We start from the raw sequence: 22,476 nt of genomic DNA, 5'->3' as shown, positions 1-22,476 counted from the left end.
ACCACTCTTGTTTTATGCTTGGTCGGCCTACATCATTGCGCCGGCTGCACCTGTAATTATAAGCAGTCCTTTCTATTTCAAAAGGACGTGCCCCCACAGGGAGCACGTATTTCCTTCTGAAGCCCGTCTTTTTTGACGCATACAGCTAACTGGGCAGAATAGGGTCAGGACATAAAGGAGCCCCTTATTGGGCCCCCAGTTCCTGCAACTCCTTAAGCTCATCCTGCAATTGCTCCAGATTGGCGCGGTCACGGTCCAGTTTTTTCTCCAGCTTCTGCACTTTGTCCTGCCGCCCCTCAGAACGCTTCTCGGCGATCTCTTCAAGGCGCTCCTGAATATCCTCTTCTTGCTCGCGGATTTCTTCCTGCTTGTCACGCAGCAGATCCGCATCCTTGCAATGCATCTGCACATTCACCAAAGCGCGCTCCAAACCACGCTCTCGATGGGTATTGCCATGCTGACGGGCGTATTCAATCTGGTTCTGAATCTCGGCAGCCCGGTATTGGCATGCCGGATTAGCCGCCCAGGCGGGCAAGGCCAACACGCTTAAGGTGACACTCAAACACCATACGGAAGTTTTCATCTTCTTGACTCCTGCCTTGTTCATCATGAAAGCCATCATACAAGTCTGCCCTCTGGCGGGCAGCACGCGGACACTTACAAACAAAAATGGTCGATTTGTCACGAAAACGTGATTAAATTCGAACTTTCTGCGGTTTATGTCATATTCAGGTAACTAAATTGTCGCAAGTTGTGTCGAGAAATTTACATAACTTGTCTTTAAGCATAAAACAGTTCAGTTACACTCAAAATCCTCATAAAGCAAACTTTTACCTTAATCGTGTTCAACATCACCACCAGGAAACTGATCTTTTTCCTGTGCGCTGCTTTGCTTGTTCTGTGGCTCTTTCCCTTTGCGCACGTCAACGAAAGTTTGCTCAACACCTCCCAGGCTTATTCGGCCTGGCACACCAGTGTGCTCAACTCTTTAATGCCTTTGTCCATTCTGGCGGTAGCCAGTCTGATCTGGGCAGAAAGAGCCGTTTCCGCTTGCCTGGCCATGGCCGTCAACACGGTCTTGTTTGTACTGGCGATTAAAAATATCTGCGATACGGCAGACCGTTTTTCACGTGTCTGCGGTATCGATATTTCGGTCTCCTACGGGGCCATGCTGTATGGCCTGGGCATGGCGACCTTATGGGTATTGCTGCTTAGTTACCGCTGCAAAAATCACAAAGAACAGCGTGACTCCTCGGGCGATCTGAGTCTGTAATCAGGTTTGCTCTGCCCTTTGGGGCAAGACCATAATCGTTTGCTGCATCAGCGCACATAAGGTGTGTTTGCCCTCTTGCACGGCAAACACTTCGGCCTGCGTCACAATCAGACTACGACCCTGACGCACCACCGAGCCACGCGCAATTAAAGACTGGCCCTGGGCTGGTGCCAGAAAGTTCAGCTTGTACTCCACGCTCAAAACACTGGCCCCCAGGGGCGTACAGCTCATGGCGGCATAGCCACCTGCCGAATCGGCAATCATCCCCACCACACCACCGTGCACAAAACCATGCTGTTGCTGTACACCTTCCCAGTGCGGTAGGTGAATTTCGACCAGGCCCGTGTCCACAATAGGCATAGTGGCGCGAATCAGACTCATGGCTTGCTGGCGGGCAAAACTGTCTTGCACCGCTTGGGCAATCTGAGGGTCCAGGGTAGGCATGGCTGAAGTGGCATGACTCGTCATCGTTCCAATCTCCTTTATTTTTATGGTGACAGCAAGCAATAAGGGTTAGCTTAAAAAGGCCAGAAAATGGGAATAAGCGCCACGCCCAAGACCCAGAAAATCAGGTTCAGGGGCAGGCCTACTTTCAGAAAATCCGTAAATCGATACCCACCTGCACCATACACCATAGTGTTGGTCTGATAGCCCACAGGCGTGGCAAAGCTGGTTGACGCCGCAAAGGTGACAGCGATCAGAAAGGGAGTGGGGTCGACATCCATCATTTTGGCGGTAGACATCCCAATCGGAGTCAACAACACGGCCGCGGCAGCATTGCTCATGAACTCCGTCAGCATCAAGGCCATCAGGTACACCACGGCCAACACGGTCAAGGGCCCGAACGATTTCACCAAACCCACCGTGTTTTCCACCAGAAACTGGGCAGCACCGGTTTCACTCATGGCCATGCCCAAGGGCAACAGGCCTGCCATCAGGATGATGATGCGCCAGTCAATGGCGTCGTACACCTCATCCGCCTTCAAGCAGCCTGCTAATGTCATGGCCACCGCCCCCACCAAGGAAGTGATGCTGATCGGCACCCAGCCCAGGGCCGGTAACACAATCACCAGGGCCATCGTGACCAGGGCAAAGGGCGCACGCCAGCCCATTTCTTTTTCAGCTTCGCGCTCCGAGAGCACAATGATATTCCCGTCAGCCCGCAAATCGGCCGCCTCTGCCGCCGGGGTCAACATCAACAAGATATCGCCAACCTGCAAACGCACCGCTCGCAATTGCTCGCGCAAGACCTGACCACGACGATGAATCCCCAACACCGTAGCGTTCTTGTGCCAGCCTGCCCCCAGGCTACCCAGGGTACGACCACTGATACGCGAACGCGGTGCAATCATCACCTCGGTCAAGACCTGATCGACTTGTTCAAAAGACTGTTGTTCCAGCTTGAACTGCGGATCCACTTCCAGGCCCGCTTCTTTACGCAACTCATCCAGCTTGGTCCAGTCCCCACGCGCCAGCAGCACATCATCCGGTTCGATCTTTTGCTCGCGTGGCCCCCACACTTTGGTATCACCACGCAGCAGCTCCAATACAAAAACACCGTATTGCTCACCTAATTTGGCATCCCCTACCGATTGGCCGATTAGGGAGGAGTCTGGCATCACCCGCAGCTCGGTAATGTATTTACCCAGCTCGTATTGTTCGACCAGTTCACCCCCACGCGCATCAGGCAATAACCAGCGCCCTATCGTCAGCAAGTAAATACAACCGACAACCATGCAAATCACCCCCAGCGTGGTGAACTCGAACATGGTGAAACCGGGATGGCCCAGATCACGGGCAATGGCATTGACCAGCAGGTTGGTAGAGGTCCCGACCAAGGTACAGACACCGGCCATTTGGGAAACGTAGGACAAAGGAATCAGCGCTTTGGAAGCAGACATGCCTATCCGCGCACTGGCCGCCATCACAAGGGGAATGAACACCGCCACCACCGCCGTGTTATTGACGAAGGGAGCAATCACCGCCAGGACCAGAAACAGGACCAGCAGAAACTGAAACGGAGAGCGGGCTTTGCCAAGCAAATCCCCAATCCCCGACAGTGCCCCGCTATTTTGCAGCCCGGCCGCCAAGACAAACATGGCCGCCACCGTAATCGTGGCCGGGTTACTGAAGCCACCGACCGCCTGCTCTGGCGTCACCAGGCCCAGAACGGCCAAAGCGCTCAAGACCATCAAAGCGATAGCATCAATTCTGAGTTTTTCCGTGGCAAACAAAACAATCGCTATTAAAGCCAGCCCCAAGACCACCGCAATTTCTGCTGTCATGCTGCCCTACTCCCGTTTGTTCTGTGCTGCCCAGTATAGGGAAGAATTTGGCTTCTTAAGGCGTAAGGCTGGCCGCAGTAAACAAAAAAACACAAGTTTCAGGGCCTGAGACCCGGCCCCGTCAGCATTCAGGAAAAGGCAGCAGATAACAGACAGCGTGGTCTGACAAGGCTTAGGCCAGCAACATCACCAAAAACACCAGACCTAATAAGGCGATGTAAGCCTTGGCATGAAGACTGTCAGGGATTTTGCCAATCCAGCGCGAAGTAAAACGAATCCCCAGCCAGGAGCCGACCACCAGAACCAGGCATGCACGCAGATCGATATACCCCACATGCCAGGGTCCCAAAGAGTCCGTATCCCAGGCCAGCATGGCATAGGTCAGGCTCCCTACGACTGCCATCGGCAAGGACAAGGGATTCGCCGCTGCCGTCGCTGCCGTCATGCTCGCACCGCGTCGGCGCATCAGGGGCACCGTAATCACACTGCCTCCCACACCCAAAAAGGCCGCAATTGCGCCAATCAGCAAACCGGCTCCGGTACTGGCCGCCTTGCTTAAAGGACGCACGGCGTTGCGCGCTTCCTGCGTAAAACCCGAGCGAAACAGACCATCAAGAATCGTCAGGCCCAGATACACCACAAAGACCCAACGCACCCATGAACCACTCAAGGCCATGGCGGCCGCCGCACCGGGAATCGCCCCCAAAGCAATAAACAAGAGCAAAGGACGCACTTGCTCCCAAGGCACCGTTCCTGCCTTGTGATGTCGCCAGGTGGACAGACCGGCACCAAAAATCATCACGCAGGTAGAAGTAGCGACCGCGATGTGCATGGCGGCCTGCCCCATCTGGCTGTCCACGCCATACATGCCGATCAGCACCGAATACAGCACAGGGACCACCACAAAGCCACCACCGAAACCAAACAGCACGGTGGTCACCCCAGCAAGCAAACCAAAAAACAGCAATAGAAAATACATGGCCACGAATCAAAAGACATTGCAAAGCCTAAGAATAGGTCGCCCCGATATGGCTGGCATGCTAAAACCGGTCAACAATATGCTCATTTCGGCCAGAGACTGTTTTATGCACAATGTACAACTGGATAGCGTGGATACCACCCCCCGCCCATTGCTGGCCATTGGCACGGACTATGCCCCAGGCACACTGCTGGACTTTCACGTACACCGACGGGCGCAAATGCTCTATGCCATGACAGGCTTGATGGAGGTGGAAACCGACGATGGTGCCTGGGTAATACCGCCATATAGTGGCGTCTGGATTCCGGCTGGGAAACGTCATCGCGTACGCATGCAAAGCGCCAGCACGCGCAGCTTATATATAGAGCCGCAGGCGGCCCCCCGCCCTGGCTCTCACTGTGAAGTCCTGGTCATTACGCCTTTGCTGCATCATTTGCTCCTGGCGTCCCTGGCCTTGCCCGCTTTGTACGATGAGGATGGTCGTGACGGAGCCTTGGCACAATTGCTCTTGCACGAAGTCGGACTGGCGCAAACCATGCCGCTCTTTGCTCCTATCCCTCAAGACCCATCCCTGGCCAAGCTGTGCAAAGCCTTCCTAAGTCAGCCCAATATTCAAAGCACGCCCGAGCAATGGGCCGAGCAACTCAATAAAAGCCTGCGTACCTTCACCCGTTTGTTCCGGCAACAAACCGGCATGAGTTTTAGTGAATGGCGACAACAAGCCTGCCTGCTGGCCGCCTTGGCCAAGCTGTCTGCCGGGCAATCGGTAACGCAGATTGCACTGGATTTGGGTTATGACAGTTCCAGCGCTTTTTCCACCATGTTTCGTCGCCGTTTAGGACAGGCTCCCAGCAACTTCATTCGTGCTCCCTGACACATTTTCCTAAGCCGCCCTCTGATTGAAGCAGAGACAAAAAGGCCCCCGGAGCTCTGAAATCCGGGGGCCTTGCACTGCCCGCCTCAACTGATAAGCGGCCTGACGTCACATATAGGGCTTAACGCGTAATACGAGCCCGTCCACCGATGGTTGCGGCCAGGCTTGCCACAAAGGCTCCCACCAGCAAGGATGCAAACGCCCACAATGCAAACGCAGCGGCTGCCTTGCGAGCAGTGTCTGCCGCTTCGCGTGCTTGTTGCTCCAGCTTGTCCGCTGTTTCCTTGGCTTGCTTCTGCACCGAATCCAAACGCTCCTTGGCCTGTTCGGGGGTCAAACCTGTTCGGTTGGCAACCAAACGCAGCAAGTAATCCTGATCCTGCTGAGACACCTCACCTTCCTTCAAGCTACGAGCCAAAATTCGGCTGACTTCACGCTCAGGATTGCCTGCCTGTGCAGGTGCATTGGCAGGATCCGCTGGTCGCAACAAGGTATCCGTGAAGTAGCCCAGGCCTGGACCTTGAGCCTGATCCTTCCCTGCCTGACCCACTACAGCCGACGCCGCACCAACCCCTGCCCCCGCCAGATTGGCACCTGCCTGTGCCGTACCCGACACCAGCGAGGCGACGCCTGAACCCAACATGAAGACACTGACAACCGCCGTCACAGCCCAGACCAGAAAGCCATGCGCCGTGTCACGGAAATGCACTTCATCGCCATGCACGCCAGTCCAATTGGTACGCAAGCGCCCCGTGACATAACCGGCAATACCGTAAGCGATGATCTGCGTAACAAAGAGCCAGATAATCGTGCCAATAGCCACAGTCGTACCCGAGGCGCCGTCATTACTCCAGGGGGAGATCGCCATGAAGCCCAGACCTGTCCCGCCCACCAGCAAGGTCACCGTCAGTGCAGCAGCAATGACGGCCCCCCCGATGATCGCGCCCCAAGACACGGCGGAATGCGAGGACTCCGCTACGGCCTGCGTACTCAAACCTGCATCCGAACCAAATTGCGTTGTAGCCATGATGATTCCTTATTTCAGATTGTGATCGCAAGCACCTTAGTGCCAGAACAGGGCCAGCAAAATGATGATAGGGATAGGGACACCCAAGAGCCATAAAAGAATCGATCTCATAACCCCTCCGTTTGAATGAAGAAACAAGAACAAAAACGGCAAAAATTGAAAACCTCGTAATTATTCTAGGCAGATAAAAAATCAATAAATTTTATAAAATGTAAAAAGCGCAACCGAATAAAAGTGCATGACAGCACGCCCTATCACCCTCAACACGGGCAGAGAAATAACCCCATATACAAAAGGGTTAAAATTCTTTATCCGTGAGTCCTACAGAGGCAGACGAGAAAGAAGCATGCTATACCATCAGGTGACACACATCCCGAAGCCAGGCCTCACCCAAGCATTTCACACAAGGCTTGCATGGCAATCTGTGCTTATTTTTTATTATCTTGAAATACTTGATTACGCGAATGATTTAATTGAATAGCAGCAACAATAAAAAAATGAAATAGCTGCGATAAGGAAAACGAGAGCAAAAATAAAATAATTATCGAACAACAAGAAAACAGAAAAAAACTTCAGTAATAAAGTAAACATGCAAATCCCAAAACCGCTATTCGTGACCTGAACCGTCACGTCTACATATGGAACTCACCCGGTCAGCACGGCCGTCCTCCTGCCCTTGCTGACAGCCTGCATCCCACACGCATCTGCCCTCAAAAGCGACAAAGAAAGCCATAAAACCGTGCATGGAAGGGGCAGACTCGGTTATCCTGTTGCCTCCATTCAAGCTCGGCCGCTGCGGTGGTAAACCGCGCATCATGCGCCTTCTGTATCCCGATACTGCCAATGACGGCCTGCATTCACAGAGCCTAGCCTATGAGCGACCTCCAAAGTCTGATCGAATCGGCGTGGGAACAACGAGCTTCCCTCTCCCCCCAAGAACACAGCATTGAACTGCGCACGGCTATCCATACCGTGATCGAAAAGCTGGATTACGGTTCCCTGCGTGTGGCGGAAAAGATCGACGGACAGTGGCAGGTCAATGACTGGGTCAAAAAAGCGATTCTCCTGTCCTTCAGGATCAAGGAGAACCGCGTCATGACCAGCGAACCCGCTCCCTTCTATGACAAGGTGCCGCTGAAGTTCGAGCAGCATGACCAGGCCGCGTTTGCCCAGGCAGGCTTTCGCGCTGTTCCCGGTGCCGTGGTCCGTCAAGGGGCCTATATCGCCCCGGATGTCGTCCTGATGCCTTCTTTCGTCAACATCGGCGCCTATGTCGGTGAAGGCACCATGGTGGACACCTGGGCCACCGTCGGCTCCTGCGCCCAGATTGGCAAACATGTACACCTGTCGGGTGGCGTCGGTATTGGTGGGGTATTGGAGCCGTTGCAAGCCAACCCCACTATCATTGAGGACAACTGTTTTATCGGTGCCCGTTCTGAAGTGGTGGAAGGGGTCATCGTGGAAGAGAACTCGGTGCTGGCCATGGGCGTTTTCCTGTCGCAAAGCACCAAAATTTACGAGCGCGAAACGGGCAAGATTTACCAGGGTCGCGTCCCCGCCGGTTCGGTGGTGGTTCCTGGTTCCCTGCCTTCGGCCGATGGGCTGTACAGCCTGGCCTGCGCCATCATCGTCAAGCGTGTGGATGCCCGTACCCGCGCCAAGACCAGTATTAATGATTTACTTCGCGCCTGAACATGAGCACTGACTTTTCTGTACTAGACACCCTGAAAGCCCTGATCGCCCGCCCCTCGGTCACCCCCGAGGACGCCCATTGCCAGCAATGGCTGGGCGCACGGCTGGAGCAAGCGGGCTTTAGCCTGGAGCATCTGCCCAGCGGCCCGGTCTCCAACCTGTGGGCCCGCCGTGGCACACAGGGGCCTTTGTTTGTTTTTGCAGGCCATACGGATGTCGTTCCCACTGGCCCGGAAGCCGCTTGGGACTCCCCTCCCTTTGAGCCTACTGTGCGTGATGGCCAGCTTTATGGCCGTGGCGCTGCGGATATGAAGGCCTCGATTGCCGCCTTTATTCATGCCGTTGAAGAGTTCACCCAAGCGCATCCTGAACATAAGGGATCGATTGCCCTGCTGCTGACCTCGGATGAGGAAGGCCCCGCAACCGATGGCACCGTGCATGTCTGCCGCGTTCTGAAAGAGCGTGGCGAACAGTTGGACTACTGCATCGTGGGCGAGCCCACTTGCTCGCGTCAATTGGGCGACACCATCAAAAATGGCCGTCGCGGCTCCTTGTCCGGTCATCTGATCGTGAAAGGTCGTCAGGGCCACGTGGCGTACCCGCAATTGGCGATCAACCCGCTGCACGTGTTTTCCCCCGCGCTGCATGAATTGACAGACCGTATGTGGGACGCAGGCAATATCGACTTCCCGCCCACCAGCTTTCAGATCTCCAACATCCACGCGGGCACTGGCGCGGGCAATGTGATCCCTGGCCAACTGGATGTACATTTCAATTTCCGCTTCTCCACCGAGCAGACGCCTGCCGGTCTGCAAGCCGAAGTCGAATCCATTCTGAAACGTCACGGCGTGGACTTCCAGTTGGAGTGGACCCTGGGTGGCGAGCCCTTCCTGACCGAAGCGGGCCCCTTGAGCCAGGCACTGCGCCTGGCCATTGAAGCCGAAACCGGCGTGGAAACCGATCTGTCTACGACAGGCGGCACCTCGGACGGCCGCTTTATCGCTAAAATCTGCCCTCAAGTGGTCGAATTTGGCCCGCTCAATGCCAGCATCCATCAGATCAACGAGCACGTTGCTGTTGCGGATCTTGAGCCTCTTAAAAACATTTATCGCCGTACATTGGAATCCCTGCTTTGTTAAGCCCTTGCATCGACAATTCCTCCCTGCTGGAAGCCCAGCAGGAACTGCGCACTGTGCGCGACTTACTACGCTGGTCCGTCAGCCAGTTCAATCGTTGCCAGTTGGCCTTTGGCCATGGCAGCGACAATGCCTGGGACGAGGCCGCGTATTTGCTGTTGCACACCCTGCATCTGCCGCTGGACACGCTGGACCCATATCTGGACGCCACCGTGCTGGAAAGCGAACGGGCTGCCTATCTGGCTCTGGTCGCCCGCCGCTGTAACGAGCGCGTGCCCGCCGCCTACCTGACTGGCGAAGCCTGGCTGCAAGGCCATCGTTTCCGCGTCACGGAAGACACGATTGTGCCGCGCTCTCCCATTGCCGAACTGCTGGCCGAGCAACTGCAACCCTGGATTGCCGACCCTGACGCCGTCTACCATGCCCTGGATTTGTGCACCGGCTCAGGCTGCCTGGCTATTTTGACCGCGCTGGCCTTCCCGCAAGCGCAGGTTGATGCCGTTGACCTGTCTGATGCGGCGCTGGAAGTTGCCCAATCCAATATTGATGCGTTCGACCTGAACGACCGCATGAGCCTGTACAAAAGCGATCTGCTGGACCAGCTTCCACAGACCGCTTACGACCTGATTATCTGCAACCCTCCTTACGTCAACGAGGAGTCCATGCAGTGCTTGCCGCAGGAATACAAACACGAGCCACAACTGGCTCTGGCTGGCGGTGACGACGGCATGGACCTGGTACGCCGCATTCTGGAAGCTGCCCCCAACTTCCTGTCACCCGAAGGTGTGCTGGTATTGGAAATCGGCAATGAGTACGACAATTTCGTCGCCGCCTTCCCGGAGCTGGAGCCTATCTGGCTAAGCACCGAAACCGCTGAAGACCAGATTCTCTTGCTTAGCCGGGAGCAACTGGCTCTGTGATACGCGCAACTGGAATTACGCTGCGTCGCGGCGTCAAAGTCCTGCTGGACAATACCGATTTCATCGTCAACCCGGGCGAACGCTTGGGGATTGTGGGTAAGAACGGCGCAGGGAAATCCTCGCTGTTTGCCTTGCTGCAAGGCGAACTGGATCTGGATGGGGGTGACCTGAGCATCCCCGAGGTCTGGGAAGTAGCCAGTGTGCGTCAGACCATCCCTGACCGTAACCGCCCTGCCCGCGAATTCGTTATCGACGGCGACGAGCGTTTGCGTGCCTTGCAGGAAAAACGCGCCAACACGCCCGATAGCGATGGCCAGACCATTGCCGAACTGGAAAATGCCCTGATTGAAGCCGATGCCTGGTCCGCGCCTTCGCGTGCCGAGCAATTGCTGGCCGGTCTGGGTTTCCGTCCCGATCAGTGGATGCTGCCCGTGCGCGAGTTCTCCGGCGGCTGGCAAATGCGCCTGTCCCTGGCCCGCGCCCTGATGGCTCCTTCTGACCTGCTCTTGCTGGACGAACCGACCAACCACCTGGACTTGGACGCCATGCTCTGGCTGGAGCGCTGGCTGACGTCCTACCCCGGCACCGTATTGCTTATTTCGCACGACACCGAGTTTCTGGATGCCGTGGCCCGTTCGATTCTGCACGTGGATCAAGGCAAGCTGGTTCGCTACAAAGGCGGCTATAACGACTTTCTGGTGCAGCGTGCCGAGCGCGTACAACAAAGCCAGATCGCCTACGAACGTCAAACCCGTGAAGCTGCGCGTCTGCAAAGCTTTATTGACCGCTTCAAGGCCCAGGCCACCAAAGCCAAGCAGGCGCAAAGCCGCGTCAAGGCTTTGGCCCGCATGCAGACCGTCACGCTCTTGCGCGACGACTCAAGCGTTTCCATTCGCCTCCCCTCGCCCGAGTACACACCCGATCCCTTGCTGACATTGGATCAGGCTGATCTGGGTTACCCCGGTCAGGAAAACCCCATTTTGAGCCAAGTCCGCCTGATGGTGCGCGGCGGTGCCCGTGTTGGTATCTTGGGGATGAACGGCGCGGGTAAGTCCACGCTGGTCAAAACCCTGGCTGGCAAGCTGGAACCCATCAAGGGCGAACGCCTGGAATCCAAGGGTCTGGTAATTGGTTACTTTGCCCAGCACCAACTGGACTCGATTGACCCGGACGCCACCCCTTTGCAACATCTGGCGCGTCTGGCTCCCGATGTGCGTGAACAGGAGTTGCGCAACTACTTGGGTTCTTTCGGTTTCAGCGGTGATATGGTCACCAGCCTGACCGCCCCCTTCTCCGGTGGTGAAAAGGCACGTCTGGCCCTGTCCCTGATCGTTTGGCAAAAACCCAACCTGCTCCTGCTGGACGAACCAACCAACCACTTGGATGTGGATACCCGTGAAGCCCTGGCCACTGCCTTGGCCGATTACGGCGGCAGCGTACTGCTGGTGTCGCACGATCGTCATTTGCTGCGCTCTACTGTTGATTCCTTCTGGATTGTGGCTGATGGCCAGGTTCAGGAATTTGACGGCGACCTGGAAGACTACCGCGACTGGCTACTGGCACGCAGTGCGCAATCACGCTCAGAGGCTCGCCAGGAGGCACGGGCGGATTCCGGCAGCGATGGCACAGACCGCAAAACGCAACGCCGTCAGGAAGCGGAGCTACGTCAACGCCTGGCCTTGCAACGTAAACCGCTGGAAAGCCGCTTGAAGAAAGTGGAGTCGGCCATGGAGAAAGCGCAACTGCGTTTGCAGGAGCTGGATACCCTGATGCAGGACCCTGACTTTTACTCGGATAGCTACAAGGACCAACGTCCCGCCTTGATGACTGAGCATGGTGAACTCACCAAGACACATCAAACGCTGGAAGAAGAATGGCTGGAAATTCAGGAAGCGATGGAAGAAATTGGGCGGCAGGCCTAAACAGACCACGCAATCCTGTTTCCGAGCAAACTGAAGCATAAAAAAGCGCCATCCTGATCGGGATGGCGCTTTTGTTTTTACTGCACAGGAGTGACTGTCTGAAACCTCAAGCCGAGCTGGCACAGCCCAAATAACCACACAGCAAATCCACAATGGCCTCTTCTACCTGTTCCGGTGGATACGGCACACCGGGTGGAATGATCGCGCCATGAATCAGGGACTCCAGACTTTGCATCACCACCCAGGTGGCTAAATCCAGATCCTGCGGAGCGACCTCACTGCGATGCTCTTCCAGCAACTGACGAATACGATCACGAATGCTTTGATCTGCCTGACTCTCCGTGGCGGGCGCATCAAAGAAGGGAAAATCCTTTTCCAGCACCCGATGCAATTCCGGGTCCACCCGATGCGCGGCCAACCAGGCTTGGACCAGATCACTCAAACGCCCCCGCAAACCCAAAGACTGCGTATCGGCCAGACTACTTTCCATCGCCATGTTCATTTGCAAGGCATGACGCTCGTGCAAAGCGGCAATCAGGGAGTCCTTATTGGGAAAGTACTGATACACCGAGCCAACACTGACCCCAGCCACTTCCGCGACCACATTGGTATTGGTGCCGGCATAGCCACGCTCGGACAAAACGCGAGCCGTAGCCTCCAAAATCGCTTCCACCAAAGCCCGGGAACGGCTTTGACGAGGGATACGTCTGGCTTGAGGCAGCGTTGGCATAAGGACTCCGAATGCGAGTTTTCGATGTAAGCAATTATTCATATTATCTTAAATATCGAGCAATTACTCATGTTTGGAGTTTCTTCATGTCAGTGCCTCAATCGGCGCAAGCCACCTCCACGGCGCAGTCTCCCCCTGCTGCCAATGTTTTTTTAACGCTGCTTCCTATTACCCTGGCCGTGTTCATCAGTTTTCTGAGCATCGGTCTGCCCTTACCCGTGCTGCCTTTGCATGTACATAATGTCCTGGAAATGAGCACCCTGGTCGTCGGCCTGGTCATTGGCGCTCAATTCGCAGCGGCTTTGCTCTCGCGTGCCTGGGCGGGCAATCTGGCCGACACGCAAGGCTCCAAGCACGCCATGATCCTGGGCTTGATGATCATGTGTCTGTCCGGCTTGGCCTATCTGGCTTCTTTAAGCTTTGTCAGCACGCCCACCCTGTCCGTCTGGGTGCTGGTTATCGGTCGTATTCTGCTGGGCTGCGGTGAAAGCCTGATCGTGACCGGAGCCTTGAGCTGGGGCATTGGTCTGGTTGGTCCTCAAAACGCAGGCAAAGTCATGGCCTGGGTCGGCGTGGCCATGTATGGTGCGTATGCGGTTGGCGCCCCCTTGGGCGTGACCGTCAATCAGGACTATGGCTTTGAAGGGATTTCCCTTGCCGTCACGCTCTTGCCCTTATTGTCTTTGCCCCTGCTGCTAAAAGTACGCGCCACGGCCCCTACCGCCTTGCGTCGTACCCCGTTCTACAAAGTGCTAAGCCTGGTTTGGGGCGCTGGCATGGGTCTGCTGCTGTGCAGCGTCGGCTTTGGTAGTTTGACTGCTTTTGTCGCCCTGCTGTTTGCAGATCGGGACTGGGGCAATGCCTCCCTGGCTTTCACCGCCTTTGGGGTCGCCTTCATTGCCGCCCGGATGTTCTTCGGTCACCTTCCCGACAAATTGGGTGGAGCACGCGTTGCCTTGTTGTGTGTCCTGATTGAAGCAGTGGGCCTGTTGCTGATCTGGGGTGCCCACAGCCCTGCCATCGCCTACCTGGGTGCAGCCTTGACCGGATGGGGCTATTCTCTGGCCTTCCCTGGCTTTGGTGTGGAAGCCGTACGCCGCGCACCACCCGAGAGCCGAGGTGTCGCCATGGGTGCCTATGTCGCCTTTCTGGATATCTCTCTTGGAATCACCGGCCCAGCGCTGGGTGCCGTAGCGGGAACGTGGGGGATTGAAGCCATTTATCTGCTCAGTGCCGTCGTAGTGAGCCTGTCTGTGCTGGTGGCACTTCGTCTGATGCGTAGCCCCAACGCGAAATGACTGCCCGAGCAAGCTGATTAGTGGTACAAAGCAGCGCATTGACTTGAATCATTAATCGACTTGCTCAGGACCTGCACATGCACATTGCCACACAAGAATTTCCCCGAATCTGGATCTCGAACAGCTCTCCATCCAACTGGAAAGAAGAACTGGAAGCCTTGCTGGATCAAGGACAACGCTTTGTCTTGCTGACCCGCGAACTGCCGGGCGCAGAGGAAGGTTCGGACAAGGAGGAGTTCTCGCAATGGATCAAGGACAATCGCAGCCGCCTGAGCACCTCCTGTGCCGCCAGCCTGGTGGTCGTGAGCAATGCCTTGATGGCCTTTTCCCTGAATGCCTTTGTCGCCCCCATGAGTAAGAAATTTGGTTTTCCAGTACGCGTTGTACATGAGGACGATCTGGACGCGCAGGTCACCGCCTTTCTGGAAGCCAGCCCGGAAGTTGAAAACAGCTAAATCGTGAGACGTCACCTCTTGGCGGCGACAAGTAATGTGAAGGGCCATCTCTCATCAGATGGCCCTTAATGATTCTGTTGAGCAAGTCTGAAGCCCTATATCTGTGGCAAACCCTAGTGCTGACGCATGAATACAGAACAAGAACACGCACAAAAGTAGACCCAGAGACAGGAACAAGACCAGATATAGAGCAAAAGCACAGGATTACAGCATCAGGGCTGCAACTTTATACCTGCTACGCTGTCTATTATTTTTTCTGATTTTGACTATCATCCGTTTGAGTCTCTCCCCCGTCTCCCCCAGCTTGCCCCCTGTATTAGCAGGCCCTATTTTGCGTCGCCTCGACTCCCAGCGTCTGGTTTTATGGCTAGTCGGCAGTTCGGCGCTTTCTCTGGACCTGATTTTGGAGCCCGAAGGCGCGGCTCCCCAACGGATCACCCTGAATACGGAACAGTGCCGCATCATACCGATAGGCACGCACGCGCACATCCACCTTATTGATGTGTCACTCCCCACTGCCCTACCCAGCGACACCCTCATTCACTACGATCTGATCACCAGAACAGACTCTGGCGCCGAGCAAGGAATTGCAGATTGGGCCCCTCATTTATTGCACACGGGTCAGTCCCGACCCAGTCTGGTCCTGGCCAGCCGTGCCGATAATCTGATGTTTGGTTCTTGCCGCAAACCTCATCACCCGGCCCGCGACGGTCTGGCCCAGGCGGACACGGTATTGAGTGAGCACATTACTCAAGCCGATGCCCGGCCTGCTTTGCTCATGCTCTGCGGCGACCAGGTTTATGCCGACGATGTCGCCGGTCCCATGCTGGCGGCTATTCATGCCTTGATTGATCGCCTGGGATTGTTTGGAGAATATCTGGAAGGAGCAGTGGTATCGGACAGCGAATCACTTTACCGCCATCCTGCCAGCTATTACCGACGCGCCGATCTGCTGCCCGCCTTCAAGTCTAACGAAGCCCTGCGCGAACGCTTTTTTGGTGGTGTGGAAAAACCAATTTTCACCACGGCCAATGCCCATAACCACTTGGTGACCTTGTCCGAAGTGCTGGCCATGTATCTGCTGGTCTGGTCGCCGATTGCCTGGCAGATTATCCCCGAGCCAGAAGCCCCCAAGCTGGAGCCCCAACACCAGCAACGCTGGCTGCGCGAGGCCAGTGCCCTGGCAGGCTTTCGTCAGGATCTGCCCCAAGCCGCCCGCCTTCTGGCCCATGTCCAGACCCTGATGATTTTCGATGATCACGACATCACCGACGACTGGAATCTGTCCGCCAAATGGGAAAGCATCGCCTACGGCCATCCCTTCTCGCGACAGATTGTCGGCAATGCCTTGATCGCCTATATGTTGTGCCAGGGCTGGGGCAACCGGCCCGAGGTTTTTGAGTCTGTACTGGATACCGTCACCATCTGGACCGGCAAACCAGATCAGCATCACCGTCTTGAACATGAAGCACAGGACATGCTGATCAAAGAGCTACTGGACTTTCGTCAATGGGACTACGTGCTGCGCACCCAGCCTACTCTGATCGTGCTGGATACACGCACACGCCGCTGGCACAAGCGCCGCTTGCCCAATCGCCCTTCCGGGCTGATGGACTGGGAGTCCTTGACCGAGCTGCAGCATGAGTTACTGGATGAGCGTGCGGCCATCATTGTGTCGCCCACACCCATGTTTGGGGTCAAGCTGATCGAAGTGATACAAAGCATCTGCACTTATGCAGGCTTTGCGCTGACCGTGGATGCAGAGAACTGGATGGCGCACCGTGGTGCTGCCAACACCATGCTGAACATCTTTCGACATTCACGTACGCCTGGCAACTACGTCATTCTGTCCGGTGATGTGCACTATTCCTTTGTCTACGATGTGCAAGTACGCCATAGCGGGCATATCCCCCATATCTGGCAAGTTACCAGCAGCGGTATCAAGAATGAATTTCCGGAAGGGCTATTGAATTGGCTGGATCGTCTGAACCGCTGGCTCTACTCCCCACGCTCGCCCTTGAACTGGTTTACGCAAAGACGGGACTTGAGCATCAACCCACGCCTGCCCGATCAGCGCAAACAGGGGGAACGCGTCTGGAATGGTTCAGGGCTGGGGCAAATCTGGCTGGATGAGCAAGGCCGCCCTGCCCGCATCCTGCACCACAACGCCAACAAAAAGCCGCCTACCGAATTTCCAGCTCCTGATCAGGAGGGAAATGGGTAAGGCGGCTTTACTCTGGCCAAGACAGTAAACGTGGGGCTTACTGACCCGCTACAGAGCTGACATAAGTAGCGACGGCATCACGCTCTTCGTCACTTAAGGTCTGTGCGAAGGAAGGCATGGCACCCATCCCTTCTTTCATGACCTTCAGGATCTGTTCTTTGGACGGTTGCAGTTCATCCAGATCAGGGCCAATGGCACCGGCAGAACCGGCATCGGCCAGGGTATGACAGACCGCACAGGCAATCGGTTTGGCACTGCTGGTAAACAAGGTTTTGCCCTGCTCATCAGCTTGTGCCTGGCCCCCAACAACAAACAAACAGGCAGCAGCTACAGCTAAGTATTTCTTCATGATTTCCTTCCGAACCCGCCCCGACGCTGTGGGGCGGTTACAGCATTCAATGCTTAAACAACGGTGACCGGCAACATGTGATCACGCCAGCTATTGTTCAAATAGCCGTGGCTATTGGCGACACGCTCTTCAGGCTGAACCGTGCCCGCTTCGCTGGTCGCACGGCTGGCGATTTCGTATTGGCCTGGCTTCAGATCCATACCCACTACGAATTGACGCCAGGCGTATTTACCCAGATCCGGGCCCACAAAATTAGCCTTGACCCAGTTTTTGCCGCCGTCCACTGACACTTCTACTTCTTTGGCAGCCGACATGCCACCAAAGGCCAGGCCCTGGATCTGCACACGACCTGCTTTCAGATCCTCGCCAGGTTCGCCGTTCGGGCTGGTGATCCAGGACTTAACCGGCATTTCCCACACCGACTCCTGATTCACATTGGTCTTTTCGCCCATCGGCGTCATGCGGTAGCTGTTTTGCTGAATGCTGGCGGCCGACTGGTCTTTAGTGAAAGCCAGTTGCTTGATGTATTTGACGTTATTCACGCCGGTGTAACCGGGGACGATCAAACGCAAAGGACCACCGTGGGCCAAAGGAATCGGCTGACCGTTGATTTCCCAGGCCAGGATCGCATCATCAATGGCTTCCAGCGGCAAAGAGCGCTCCACCATGATGGTATTGGGGTCCAAACCCTCTGGAACCGCCTCGCCACCCGTGCCCGTCATGTATTTGGCACCGGCTTCCATGCCGCCCGTTGCTTCCAGAACAGCCTTGACAGGCACACCCGAAAACACGATACAGCCTGCTGCACCTACGGTCCATTTGGTGCCGCTGGGTTTTTCAGGGAAGTAGGCACGGCCATTACCCGAGCACTGCAGCACCATAGGCACGGCCACCAAGCCCAAGCGTTTCAGCTCGGCCACCGTCATGTCTTTGGGGTTCTTGACGCCCTTGATCGACAGCGTCCAGGCATCCGGGTCCGCCACGATATCCTCGGAAGGAGGAGCGACGTTATTGCGTACGAACAAGCGATCCAGCGGTGTGATCAAGCCCGAGCCAAAAGCACCGCGTTTGGTTTCAATGGTGTTGGCACTGTGCACGATCAAGCTGTCGGCATGTTTCCAGGATGCATAGGCAGGCAAGGCTTTAGCCTGCGTTTTTGCCTTTTCCTGAGCCAGGGCGGCAGACAAAGGTGTCAGGCTTGCGGTACCGGCCAGAGCCATGACTCCGCCCGTCGACAAGAGCATACGACGTCGTGAGAGATTGCTAGGTTCCATGATCGCCTCCATGTGTGTTTGTTATCTGTAATTAATTTAGGCTTCGATTTTATGGGGGCACCCGCTTTATAACTAGAATATATAACCCTTATATATAACGCTTATATAGAGGTTTAAAGATAGACTACATACGGTGAAAAATCGCATGAAACAAGGCTTCAAGCACATATTCCATTTTTTCCAAGACAAGAAATAAAACATGCTTTTTCCCTGTCCCAACGGAGGAAGAAGAGCCGTAACGACGATGAGTGCGCATTTTTATGGACGAGAGACTTGTCCAAACCCCAGTCTGTTTGAAATTTTTCTCATGAGATTTCCAAGCTGAATAACCCTGTTTGGAAGGATGACGCCGTTGAGAGAACACTCAACCCCCTTTTGCTTTAGCCATGAAAAAAGCCCCCGGAAATCTCCGGGGGCTTTCAAACTACCTTGGGCTGATTCAGCGGCTAGTGAGCGATTAGCTAACAGGGTCCAGCTTGGCAATTGCCAACGCCAAGGTCTTGCTTCCGACCTCGCGGAACTGAATCAAGGCCTGGGCATCGTCACCCTGACCAGTCAAGTTAACAATAGTGCCTTCACCGAAACGGTTGTGATGCACACCCTGCCCCACGCGGAAAGTCTGGCCATTCACTTCCAGCACGCTGGTGTGACTGCGGCCACCATACGGTTGAGCCGAATAGCTTTTGTCCTTGGACTCCCAGCTTTGGCCGCGACGAAATGCACCCGAGCTGGCTTCTGACTGCATGGGTGCGCTGGTGTAACGAGCCGACAACCATTTGATGTGCTGTTCAGGCAGTTCATCCAGAAAGCGCGAGCGCATGGCGTAACGAGTCTGGCCATGCAACATGCGGCTTTGCGCCAAGGTGATGTACAAGCGCTGGCGTGCCCGCGTAATCGCCACATACATCAAACGGCGCTCTTCCTCGATACCGCCCGGATCGAACAAGCTGTTCTCGTGCGGGAACAAGCCCTCTTCCAAGCCCGTAATGAAGACTGCATCAAACTCAAGCCCTTTGGCCGCGTGGATCGTCATCAACTGAATGGCGTCCTGCCCTGCCTGAGCCTGGTTATCCCCGGCTTCCAGCGAAGCATGCGTCAGGAAAGAACCCAAAGGAGACATGGGAGCCAGCACAGACGCCGTCGGTTGATCCGGGTTCTGCATGGCCTGTTCGGACTCGCCCGCCACGGCTTCAGGTACTCGGCCTGCAGGCAATTCGGCAAAGCCTTCTTCGCCCACAAACACCGTGGCCGCGTTAACCAGTTCCTGCAAGTTTTCCAGCCGCTCGGCACCTTCGCGGTCGGCCTGGTAATGGGCCAGCAAGGTACTGTCGTGGACCACATGCTCAATCAGTTCCGGCAACGACAGAATCTGAGCCTGGCTGGCCATATCCTGAATCAGATTGGCAAAGCGCATCAAACTGGCCGCCGCACGTCCTTGCAGATAAGGAATCGCCCGTAGCAGGCTGGTCCCACGTTCACGCGCCAGATCAGCCAACTGCTCCACCGAACGAGCACCGATACCGCGTGTCGGGAAGTTCACGACGCGCAGAAAGGCCGTATCGTCGTCCGCGTTATCCATCAAACGCAAATAAGCCAGTACGTGCTTGATTTCCTGACGCTCGAAGAAGCGGTGGCCGCCATACACTTTGTAGGGCAGGCCTTGGGAAAACAGTCTGTGCTCGATCACCCGGGACTGGGCGTTGCTGCGGTACAGAATGGCAATTTCACGACGCGGTTTGCCTTCAGCAATCAGGGCGCGGACTTCATCCACAATCCACTGCGCTTCCAGGGCATCCGAAGCCAGTTCGCTAATGCGCACCAGTTCGCCTTCGCCACTGTCAGTCCACAGATTCTTGCCCAGACGACCACTATTGTTCTCGATCAGCGCATTGGCCGAATCCAGAATATGGCCGCAGGAGCGGTAATTCTGTTCCAGACGGATCACATTGCCACGGGCGTAGTCGCGCTCGAAGTCGGCCATATTGCCCACATTCGCACCACGGAACGCATAGATGGACTGGTCGTCATCGCCCACGGCAAACATGCTGGCCTGATCACCCGCCAAAAGACGCAACCAGCGATACTGCAGCACGTTGGTGTCCTGAAACTCGTCCACCAGAATGTGTTTGAAGCGACGCTGATAATGCTCGCGAATCGGTGCATTGCGGGACAGCAGCTCGTAGGCACGCAGCAGCAGCTCGCCAAAGTCCACCACACCTTCGCGTTCGCATTGCTCTTGATAAAGCTGATAGAGCTCAATCAGGCGACGGCGGTGAGGGTCGTGCGCCTCCAGGTCTCCCGGACGCTGGCCGTCTTCCTTGCAAGCATTGATGAACTTCTGAATTTCCTTGGGAGGAAATTTCTCGTCATCAATATTATTGGCCTTGACCAAACGCTTGATGGAAGCCAACTGATCGGCCGTGTCCAGAATCTGGAAAGTCTGCACCAGGCCCGCATCCCGGTAATGCATGCGCAGCAAGCGATTACACAGGCCGTGAAAGGTCCCGACCCACATTCCGCGGGTATCGATAGGCAATAAAGAAGTAAGCCGCGTCAGCATTTCGCGCGCGGCTTTATTGGTGAAGGTAACAGCGGCCAGTCCGTGAGGGCTGACCTGCCCGGTCTGGATTAACCAGGCCATTCGGGAGGTCAGTACGCTGGTTTTTCCGCTACCGGCTCCGGCCAGCACCAGGGCATGGCCAGAGGGTAGAGTAACGGCGGCTCGCTGTTCCGGGTTTAAGCGATCCATCATGCCGCGTAGCGGCGCAGACGCAAGGCGAACTGCTCAAGACTTTCAATACCACTTTGCTGAGCACGCTGGCACCAGGTGCGCAGGTCAGACAGCAACTGCTCGCTGGAAGCGCTGGAGCTTTCCCAGATACCGGCCAGTTCACGCTGCATGCGAACCAGGATGGACAGGCGAGAGTCGCCAGCCGCCACAGTTTCCAGTTCAGCGCGCTGCTCGGGTGCCAGTACATCGTCGCCGCGACCGATCCAGTCGTTGCAGCTTTCCAGCAGGGACCAAGAGCAATTCGGATTGTCTTTGTTCACCTGTGGCTTCAGACGGGCAATCTCTTCAGACGCAGTCGTCTTGATGATGTCGGCGTAACGAGCCAGGATTTCGTAGCGGTGGGTAATCACACCTTGCAACGTCGCCAGGCTGATGCCATCAATAGGGGCATTGGAAGGCACGCTGGGTTCAAGACGCAGCTTGGGAGCGACCTTCTTGACCTTGGCCAGACCCAACGCTTTCAGCACGGTGATGTAGCACCAGCCCAAGTCAAATTCGTACCATTTGCTGGAGAATTTGGCCGAGGTACCGTAAGCGTGGTGATTATTGTGCAGCTCTTCACCACCAATGATGATCCCCCAGGGGAACACGTTGGTGCTGGTATCAGGGCTGGCAAAGTTACGGTAGCCAATGGCGTGACCCAAACCGTTCACCACACCGGCAGCCCAGAAAGGAATCCAGGCCATCTGGATAGCCCAGACCGTCAGGCCCAACAGGCCGAACAGGAACAGGTCAATACCCAGCATGATGATGATGCCCAGCATGCTGTATTTGCTGTACAGGTTGCGCTCAAGCCAGTCATCGGGGGTGCCGTGACCGAAACGCTTCAAAGTTTCAGGGTTGGTGGCTTCCTTACGGTACAGTTCTGCACCACGGAAAAACACCTGACCAAGACCAAAGACTACGGGAGAGTGAGGATCACCTTCACGTTCGCACTTGGCGTGGTGTTTACGGTGAATAGCCACCCACTCTTTGGTGACCATACCGGTGGTCATCCAGAGCCAGAAGCGGAAAAAATGCATGACGGCCGGATGAAGATCCAGCCCACGGTGCGCCTGACTACGGTGTAGAAAGACGGTCACTGCCACAATAGTGACATGTGTCAGTGCTAAAACGACAAGGACGAACTGCCACCAAGACAGTTGCAGCCATCCATCGGCGAGATAAGAGAGAAACGATTGCATAGACCCTTTTAGACCTGAACTTTGTTAAGGGAAACCGGAAAAGTGTATCCCACCCAACTGGTT

At 55.7% G+C, this 22,476-nt stretch carries 19 protein-coding genes; 9 read left to right on the top strand and 10 right to left on the bottom strand.

Annotated features, from left to right (window positions below):
* Positions 1-184: 184 nt before the first annotated feature.
* The gene (locus JYG33_RS02345; protein ID WP_207874007.1) at positions 185-583 is read right to left on the bottom strand and encodes a DUF1090 domain-containing protein; all 399 of its coding nucleotides are present in this window, start codon (positions 581-583) and stop codon (positions 185-187) included.
* A gap of 258 nt (positions 584-841) precedes the next feature.
* Between JYG33_RS02345 and JYG33_RS02340 the strand changes: the two genes are divergently transcribed.
* Positions 842-1,273, top strand: coding sequence for a DUF202 domain-containing protein (locus JYG33_RS02340; RefSeq protein ID WP_207874006.1), 432 nt, complete (start codon positions 842-844; stop codon positions 1,271-1,273).
* Here JYG33_RS02340 and JYG33_RS02335 read toward each other — a convergent pair whose 3' ends face one another.
* From JYG33_RS02335 to JYG33_RS02325, 3 genes are all read right to left on the bottom strand, one after another.
* Positions 1,274-1,741 carry a PaaI family thioesterase gene (locus JYG33_RS02335; RefSeq protein WP_243430255.1) on the bottom strand — a complete coding sequence of 156 codons (468 nt, stop codon included), beginning with the start codon at positions 1,739-1,741 and terminating at the stop codon, positions 1,274-1,276.
* Between the two features lie 50 nt (positions 1,742-1,791).
* Positions 1,792-3,558, bottom strand: coding sequence for an SLC13 family permease (locus tag JYG33_RS02330; protein ID WP_207874005.1), 1,767 nt, complete (start codon positions 3,556-3,558; stop codon positions 1,792-1,794).
* A 172-nt stretch (positions 3,559-3,730) separates the two neighbouring features.
* Complete coding sequence (locus JYG33_RS02325) at positions 3,731-4,537, bottom strand: sulfite exporter TauE/SafE family protein (RefSeq protein WP_207874004.1); 807 nt, start codon at positions 4,535-4,537, stop codon at positions 3,731-3,733.
* Between the two features lie 106 nt (positions 4,538-4,643).
* On the opposite strand from JYG33_RS02325, the gene JYG33_RS02320 reads away from it, so the two are divergent.
* Positions 4,644-5,411, top strand: a complete 768-nt coding sequence (locus JYG33_RS02320) for a helix-turn-helix transcriptional regulator (protein ID WP_207874003.1) — start codon at positions 4,644-4,646, stop codon at positions 5,409-5,411.
* A gap of 121 nt (positions 5,412-5,532) precedes the next feature.
* On the opposite strand, the gene JYG33_RS02315 is transcribed toward JYG33_RS02320, so the two are convergent.
* Positions 5,533-6,438: a hypothetical protein gene (locus JYG33_RS02315; RefSeq protein WP_207874002.1), complete on the bottom strand. Its 906-nt coding sequence runs from the start codon at positions 6,436-6,438 to the stop codon at positions 5,533-5,535.
* Between the two features lie 873 nt (positions 6,439-7,311).
* Here JYG33_RS02315 and dapD point away from each other — a divergent pair.
* Genes dapD through JYG33_RS02295 form a run of 4 tightly spaced genes read left to right on the top strand, consistent with a single transcriptional unit; the run spans position 7,312 to position 12,108 of the window.
* Positions 7,312-8,130, top strand: a complete 819-nt coding sequence (gene dapD / locus JYG33_RS02310) for a 2,3,4,5-tetrahydropyridine-2,6-dicarboxylate N-succinyltransferase (RefSeq protein ID WP_207874001.1) — start codon at positions 7,312-7,314, stop codon at positions 8,128-8,130.
* 2 nt (positions 8,131-8,132) lie between these two features.
* A complete protein-coding gene (gene dapE / locus JYG33_RS02305; RefSeq protein ID WP_207874000.1) occupies positions 8,133-9,269 on the top strand; it encodes a succinyl-diaminopimelate desuccinylase in 1,137 nt (378 codons plus the stop codon).
* Positions 9,263-10,186 carry a 50S ribosomal protein L3 N(5)-glutamine methyltransferase gene (prmB, locus tag JYG33_RS02300; protein WP_207873999.1) on the top strand — a complete coding sequence of 308 codons (924 nt, stop codon included), beginning with the start codon at positions 9,263-9,265 and terminating at the stop codon, positions 10,184-10,186. Before dapE ends, prmB begins: the two co-directional genes overlap by 7 nt.
* Positions 10,183-12,108 carry an ATP-binding cassette domain-containing protein gene (locus tag JYG33_RS02295; RefSeq protein ID WP_207873998.1) on the top strand — a complete coding sequence of 642 codons (1,926 nt, stop codon included), beginning with the start codon at positions 10,183-10,185 and terminating at the stop codon, positions 12,106-12,108. Before prmB ends, JYG33_RS02295 begins: the two co-directional genes overlap by 4 nt.
* 106 nt (positions 12,109-12,214) lie before the next feature.
* Here JYG33_RS02295 and JYG33_RS02290 read toward each other — a convergent pair whose 3' ends face one another.
* On the bottom strand, positions 12,215-12,838 hold the full coding sequence (locus JYG33_RS02290) for a TetR/AcrR family transcriptional regulator (protein ID WP_207873997.1): 624 nt from the start codon (positions 12,836-12,838) through the stop codon (positions 12,215-12,217).
* An 86-nt stretch (positions 12,839-12,924) separates the two neighbouring features.
* Between JYG33_RS02290 and JYG33_RS02285 the strand changes: the two genes are divergently transcribed.
* The 3 genes from JYG33_RS02285 (at position 12,925) to JYG33_RS02275 (ending at position 16,815) form a co-directional block, all read left to right on the top strand.
* The gene (locus JYG33_RS02285) at positions 12,925-14,136 is read left to right on the top strand and encodes an arabinose transporter (protein WP_207873996.1); all 1,212 of its coding nucleotides are present in this window, start codon (positions 12,925-12,927) and stop codon (positions 14,134-14,136) included.
* Between the two features lie 77 nt (positions 14,137-14,213).
* On the top strand, positions 14,214-14,591 hold the full coding sequence (locus JYG33_RS02280; protein ID WP_207873995.1) for a hypothetical protein: 378 nt from the start codon (positions 14,214-14,216) through the stop codon (positions 14,589-14,591).
* Positions 14,592-14,922: 331 nt separating this feature from the next.
* A complete protein-coding gene (locus JYG33_RS02275; protein ID WP_207873994.1) occupies positions 14,923-16,815 on the top strand; it encodes an alkaline phosphatase D family protein in 1,893 nt (630 codons plus the stop codon).
* 37 nt (positions 16,816-16,852) lie between these two features.
* On the opposite strand, the gene JYG33_RS02270 is transcribed toward JYG33_RS02275, so the two are convergent.
* The 4 genes from JYG33_RS02270 to JYG33_RS02255 all read right to left on the bottom strand — a co-directional run bounded on the left by JYG33_RS02270 (position 16,853) and on the right by JYG33_RS02255 (position 22,413).
* On the bottom strand, positions 16,853-17,164 hold the full coding sequence (locus JYG33_RS02270; protein WP_207873993.1) for a cytochrome c: 312 nt from the start codon (positions 17,162-17,164) through the stop codon (positions 16,853-16,855).
* Positions 17,165-17,217: 53 nt separating this feature from the next.
* Positions 17,218-18,438 carry a sulfite oxidase gene (locus tag JYG33_RS02265; protein WP_207873992.1) on the bottom strand — a complete coding sequence of 407 codons (1,221 nt, stop codon included), beginning with the start codon at positions 18,436-18,438 and terminating at the stop codon, positions 17,218-17,220.
* A gap of 457 nt (positions 18,439-18,895) precedes the next feature.
* The gene (locus JYG33_RS02260) at positions 18,896-21,190 is read right to left on the bottom strand and encodes a UvrD-helicase domain-containing protein (RefSeq protein ID WP_207873991.1); all 2,295 of its coding nucleotides are present in this window, start codon (positions 21,188-21,190) and stop codon (positions 18,896-18,898) included.
* Positions 21,187-22,413: a fatty acid desaturase gene (locus JYG33_RS02255; RefSeq protein WP_207873990.1), complete on the bottom strand. Its 1,227-nt coding sequence runs from the start codon at positions 22,411-22,413 to the stop codon at positions 21,187-21,189. The genes JYG33_RS02260 and JYG33_RS02255 overlap by 4 nt, the downstream gene beginning before the upstream one ends.
* Between the last annotated feature and the right edge of the window lie 63 nt (positions 22,414-22,476).

The organism is Alcaligenes sp. SORT26 (genome assembly GCF_017377875.1).
Lineage (GTDB): Bacteria > Pseudomonadota > Gammaproteobacteria > Burkholderiales > Burkholderiaceae_B > Alcaligenes > Alcaligenes parafaecalis.
This window is presented reverse-complemented; position numbering and strand designations above follow the sequence as displayed.

Coding starts and splice junctions, on each gene's coding strand:
- JYG33_RS02345 (WP_207874007.1), bottom strand. CDS start 583: ATGAAAACTTCCGTATGGTGTTTGAGTGTCACCTTAAGCGTGTTGGCC.
- JYG33_RS02335 (WP_243430255.1), bottom strand. CDS start 1,741: ATGACGAGTCATGCCACTTCAGCCATGCCTACCCTGGACCCTCAGATT.
- JYG33_RS02330 (WP_207874005.1), bottom strand. CDS start 3,558: ATGACAGCAGAAATTGCGGTGGTCTTGGGGCTGGCTTTAATAGCGATT.
- JYG33_RS02325 (WP_207874004.1), bottom strand. CDS start 4,537: ATGTATTTTCTATTGCTGTTTTTTGGTTTGCTTGCTGGGGTGACCACC.
- JYG33_RS02320 (WP_207874003.1), top strand. CDS start 4,644: ATGCACAATGTACAACTGGATAGCGTGGATACCACCCCCCGCCCATTG.
- JYG33_RS02315 (WP_207874002.1), bottom strand. CDS start 6,438: ATGGCTACAACGCAATTTGGTTCGGATGCAGGTTTGAGTACGCAGGCC.
- dapD (WP_207874001.1), top strand. CDS start 7,312: ATGAGCGACCTCCAAAGTCTGATCGAATCGGCGTGGGAACAACGAGCT.
- dapE (WP_207874000.1), top strand. CDS start 8,133: ATGAGCACTGACTTTTCTGTACTAGACACCCTGAAAGCCCTGATCGCC.
- JYG33_RS02290 (WP_207873997.1), bottom strand. CDS start 12,838: ATGCCAACGCTGCCTCAAGCCAGACGTATCCCTCGTCAAAGCCGTTCC.
- JYG33_RS02285 (WP_207873996.1), top strand. CDS start 12,925: ATGTCAGTGCCTCAATCGGCGCAAGCCACCTCCACGGCGCAGTCTCCC.
- JYG33_RS02280 (WP_207873995.1), top strand. CDS start 14,214: ATGCACATTGCCACACAAGAATTTCCCCGAATCTGGATCTCGAACAGC.
- JYG33_RS02270 (WP_207873993.1), bottom strand. CDS start 17,164: ATGAAGAAATACTTAGCTGTAGCTGCTGCCTGTTTGTTTGTTGTTGGG.
- JYG33_RS02265 (WP_207873992.1), bottom strand. CDS start 18,438: ATGGAACCTAGCAATCTCTCACGACGTCGTATGCTCTTGTCGACGGGC.
- JYG33_RS02260 (WP_207873991.1), bottom strand. CDS start 21,190: ATGATGGATCGCTTAAACCCGGAACAGCGAGCCGCCGTTACTCTACCC.
- JYG33_RS02255 (WP_207873990.1), bottom strand. CDS start 22,413: ATGCAATCGTTTCTCTCTTATCTCGCCGATGGATGGCTGCAACTGTCT.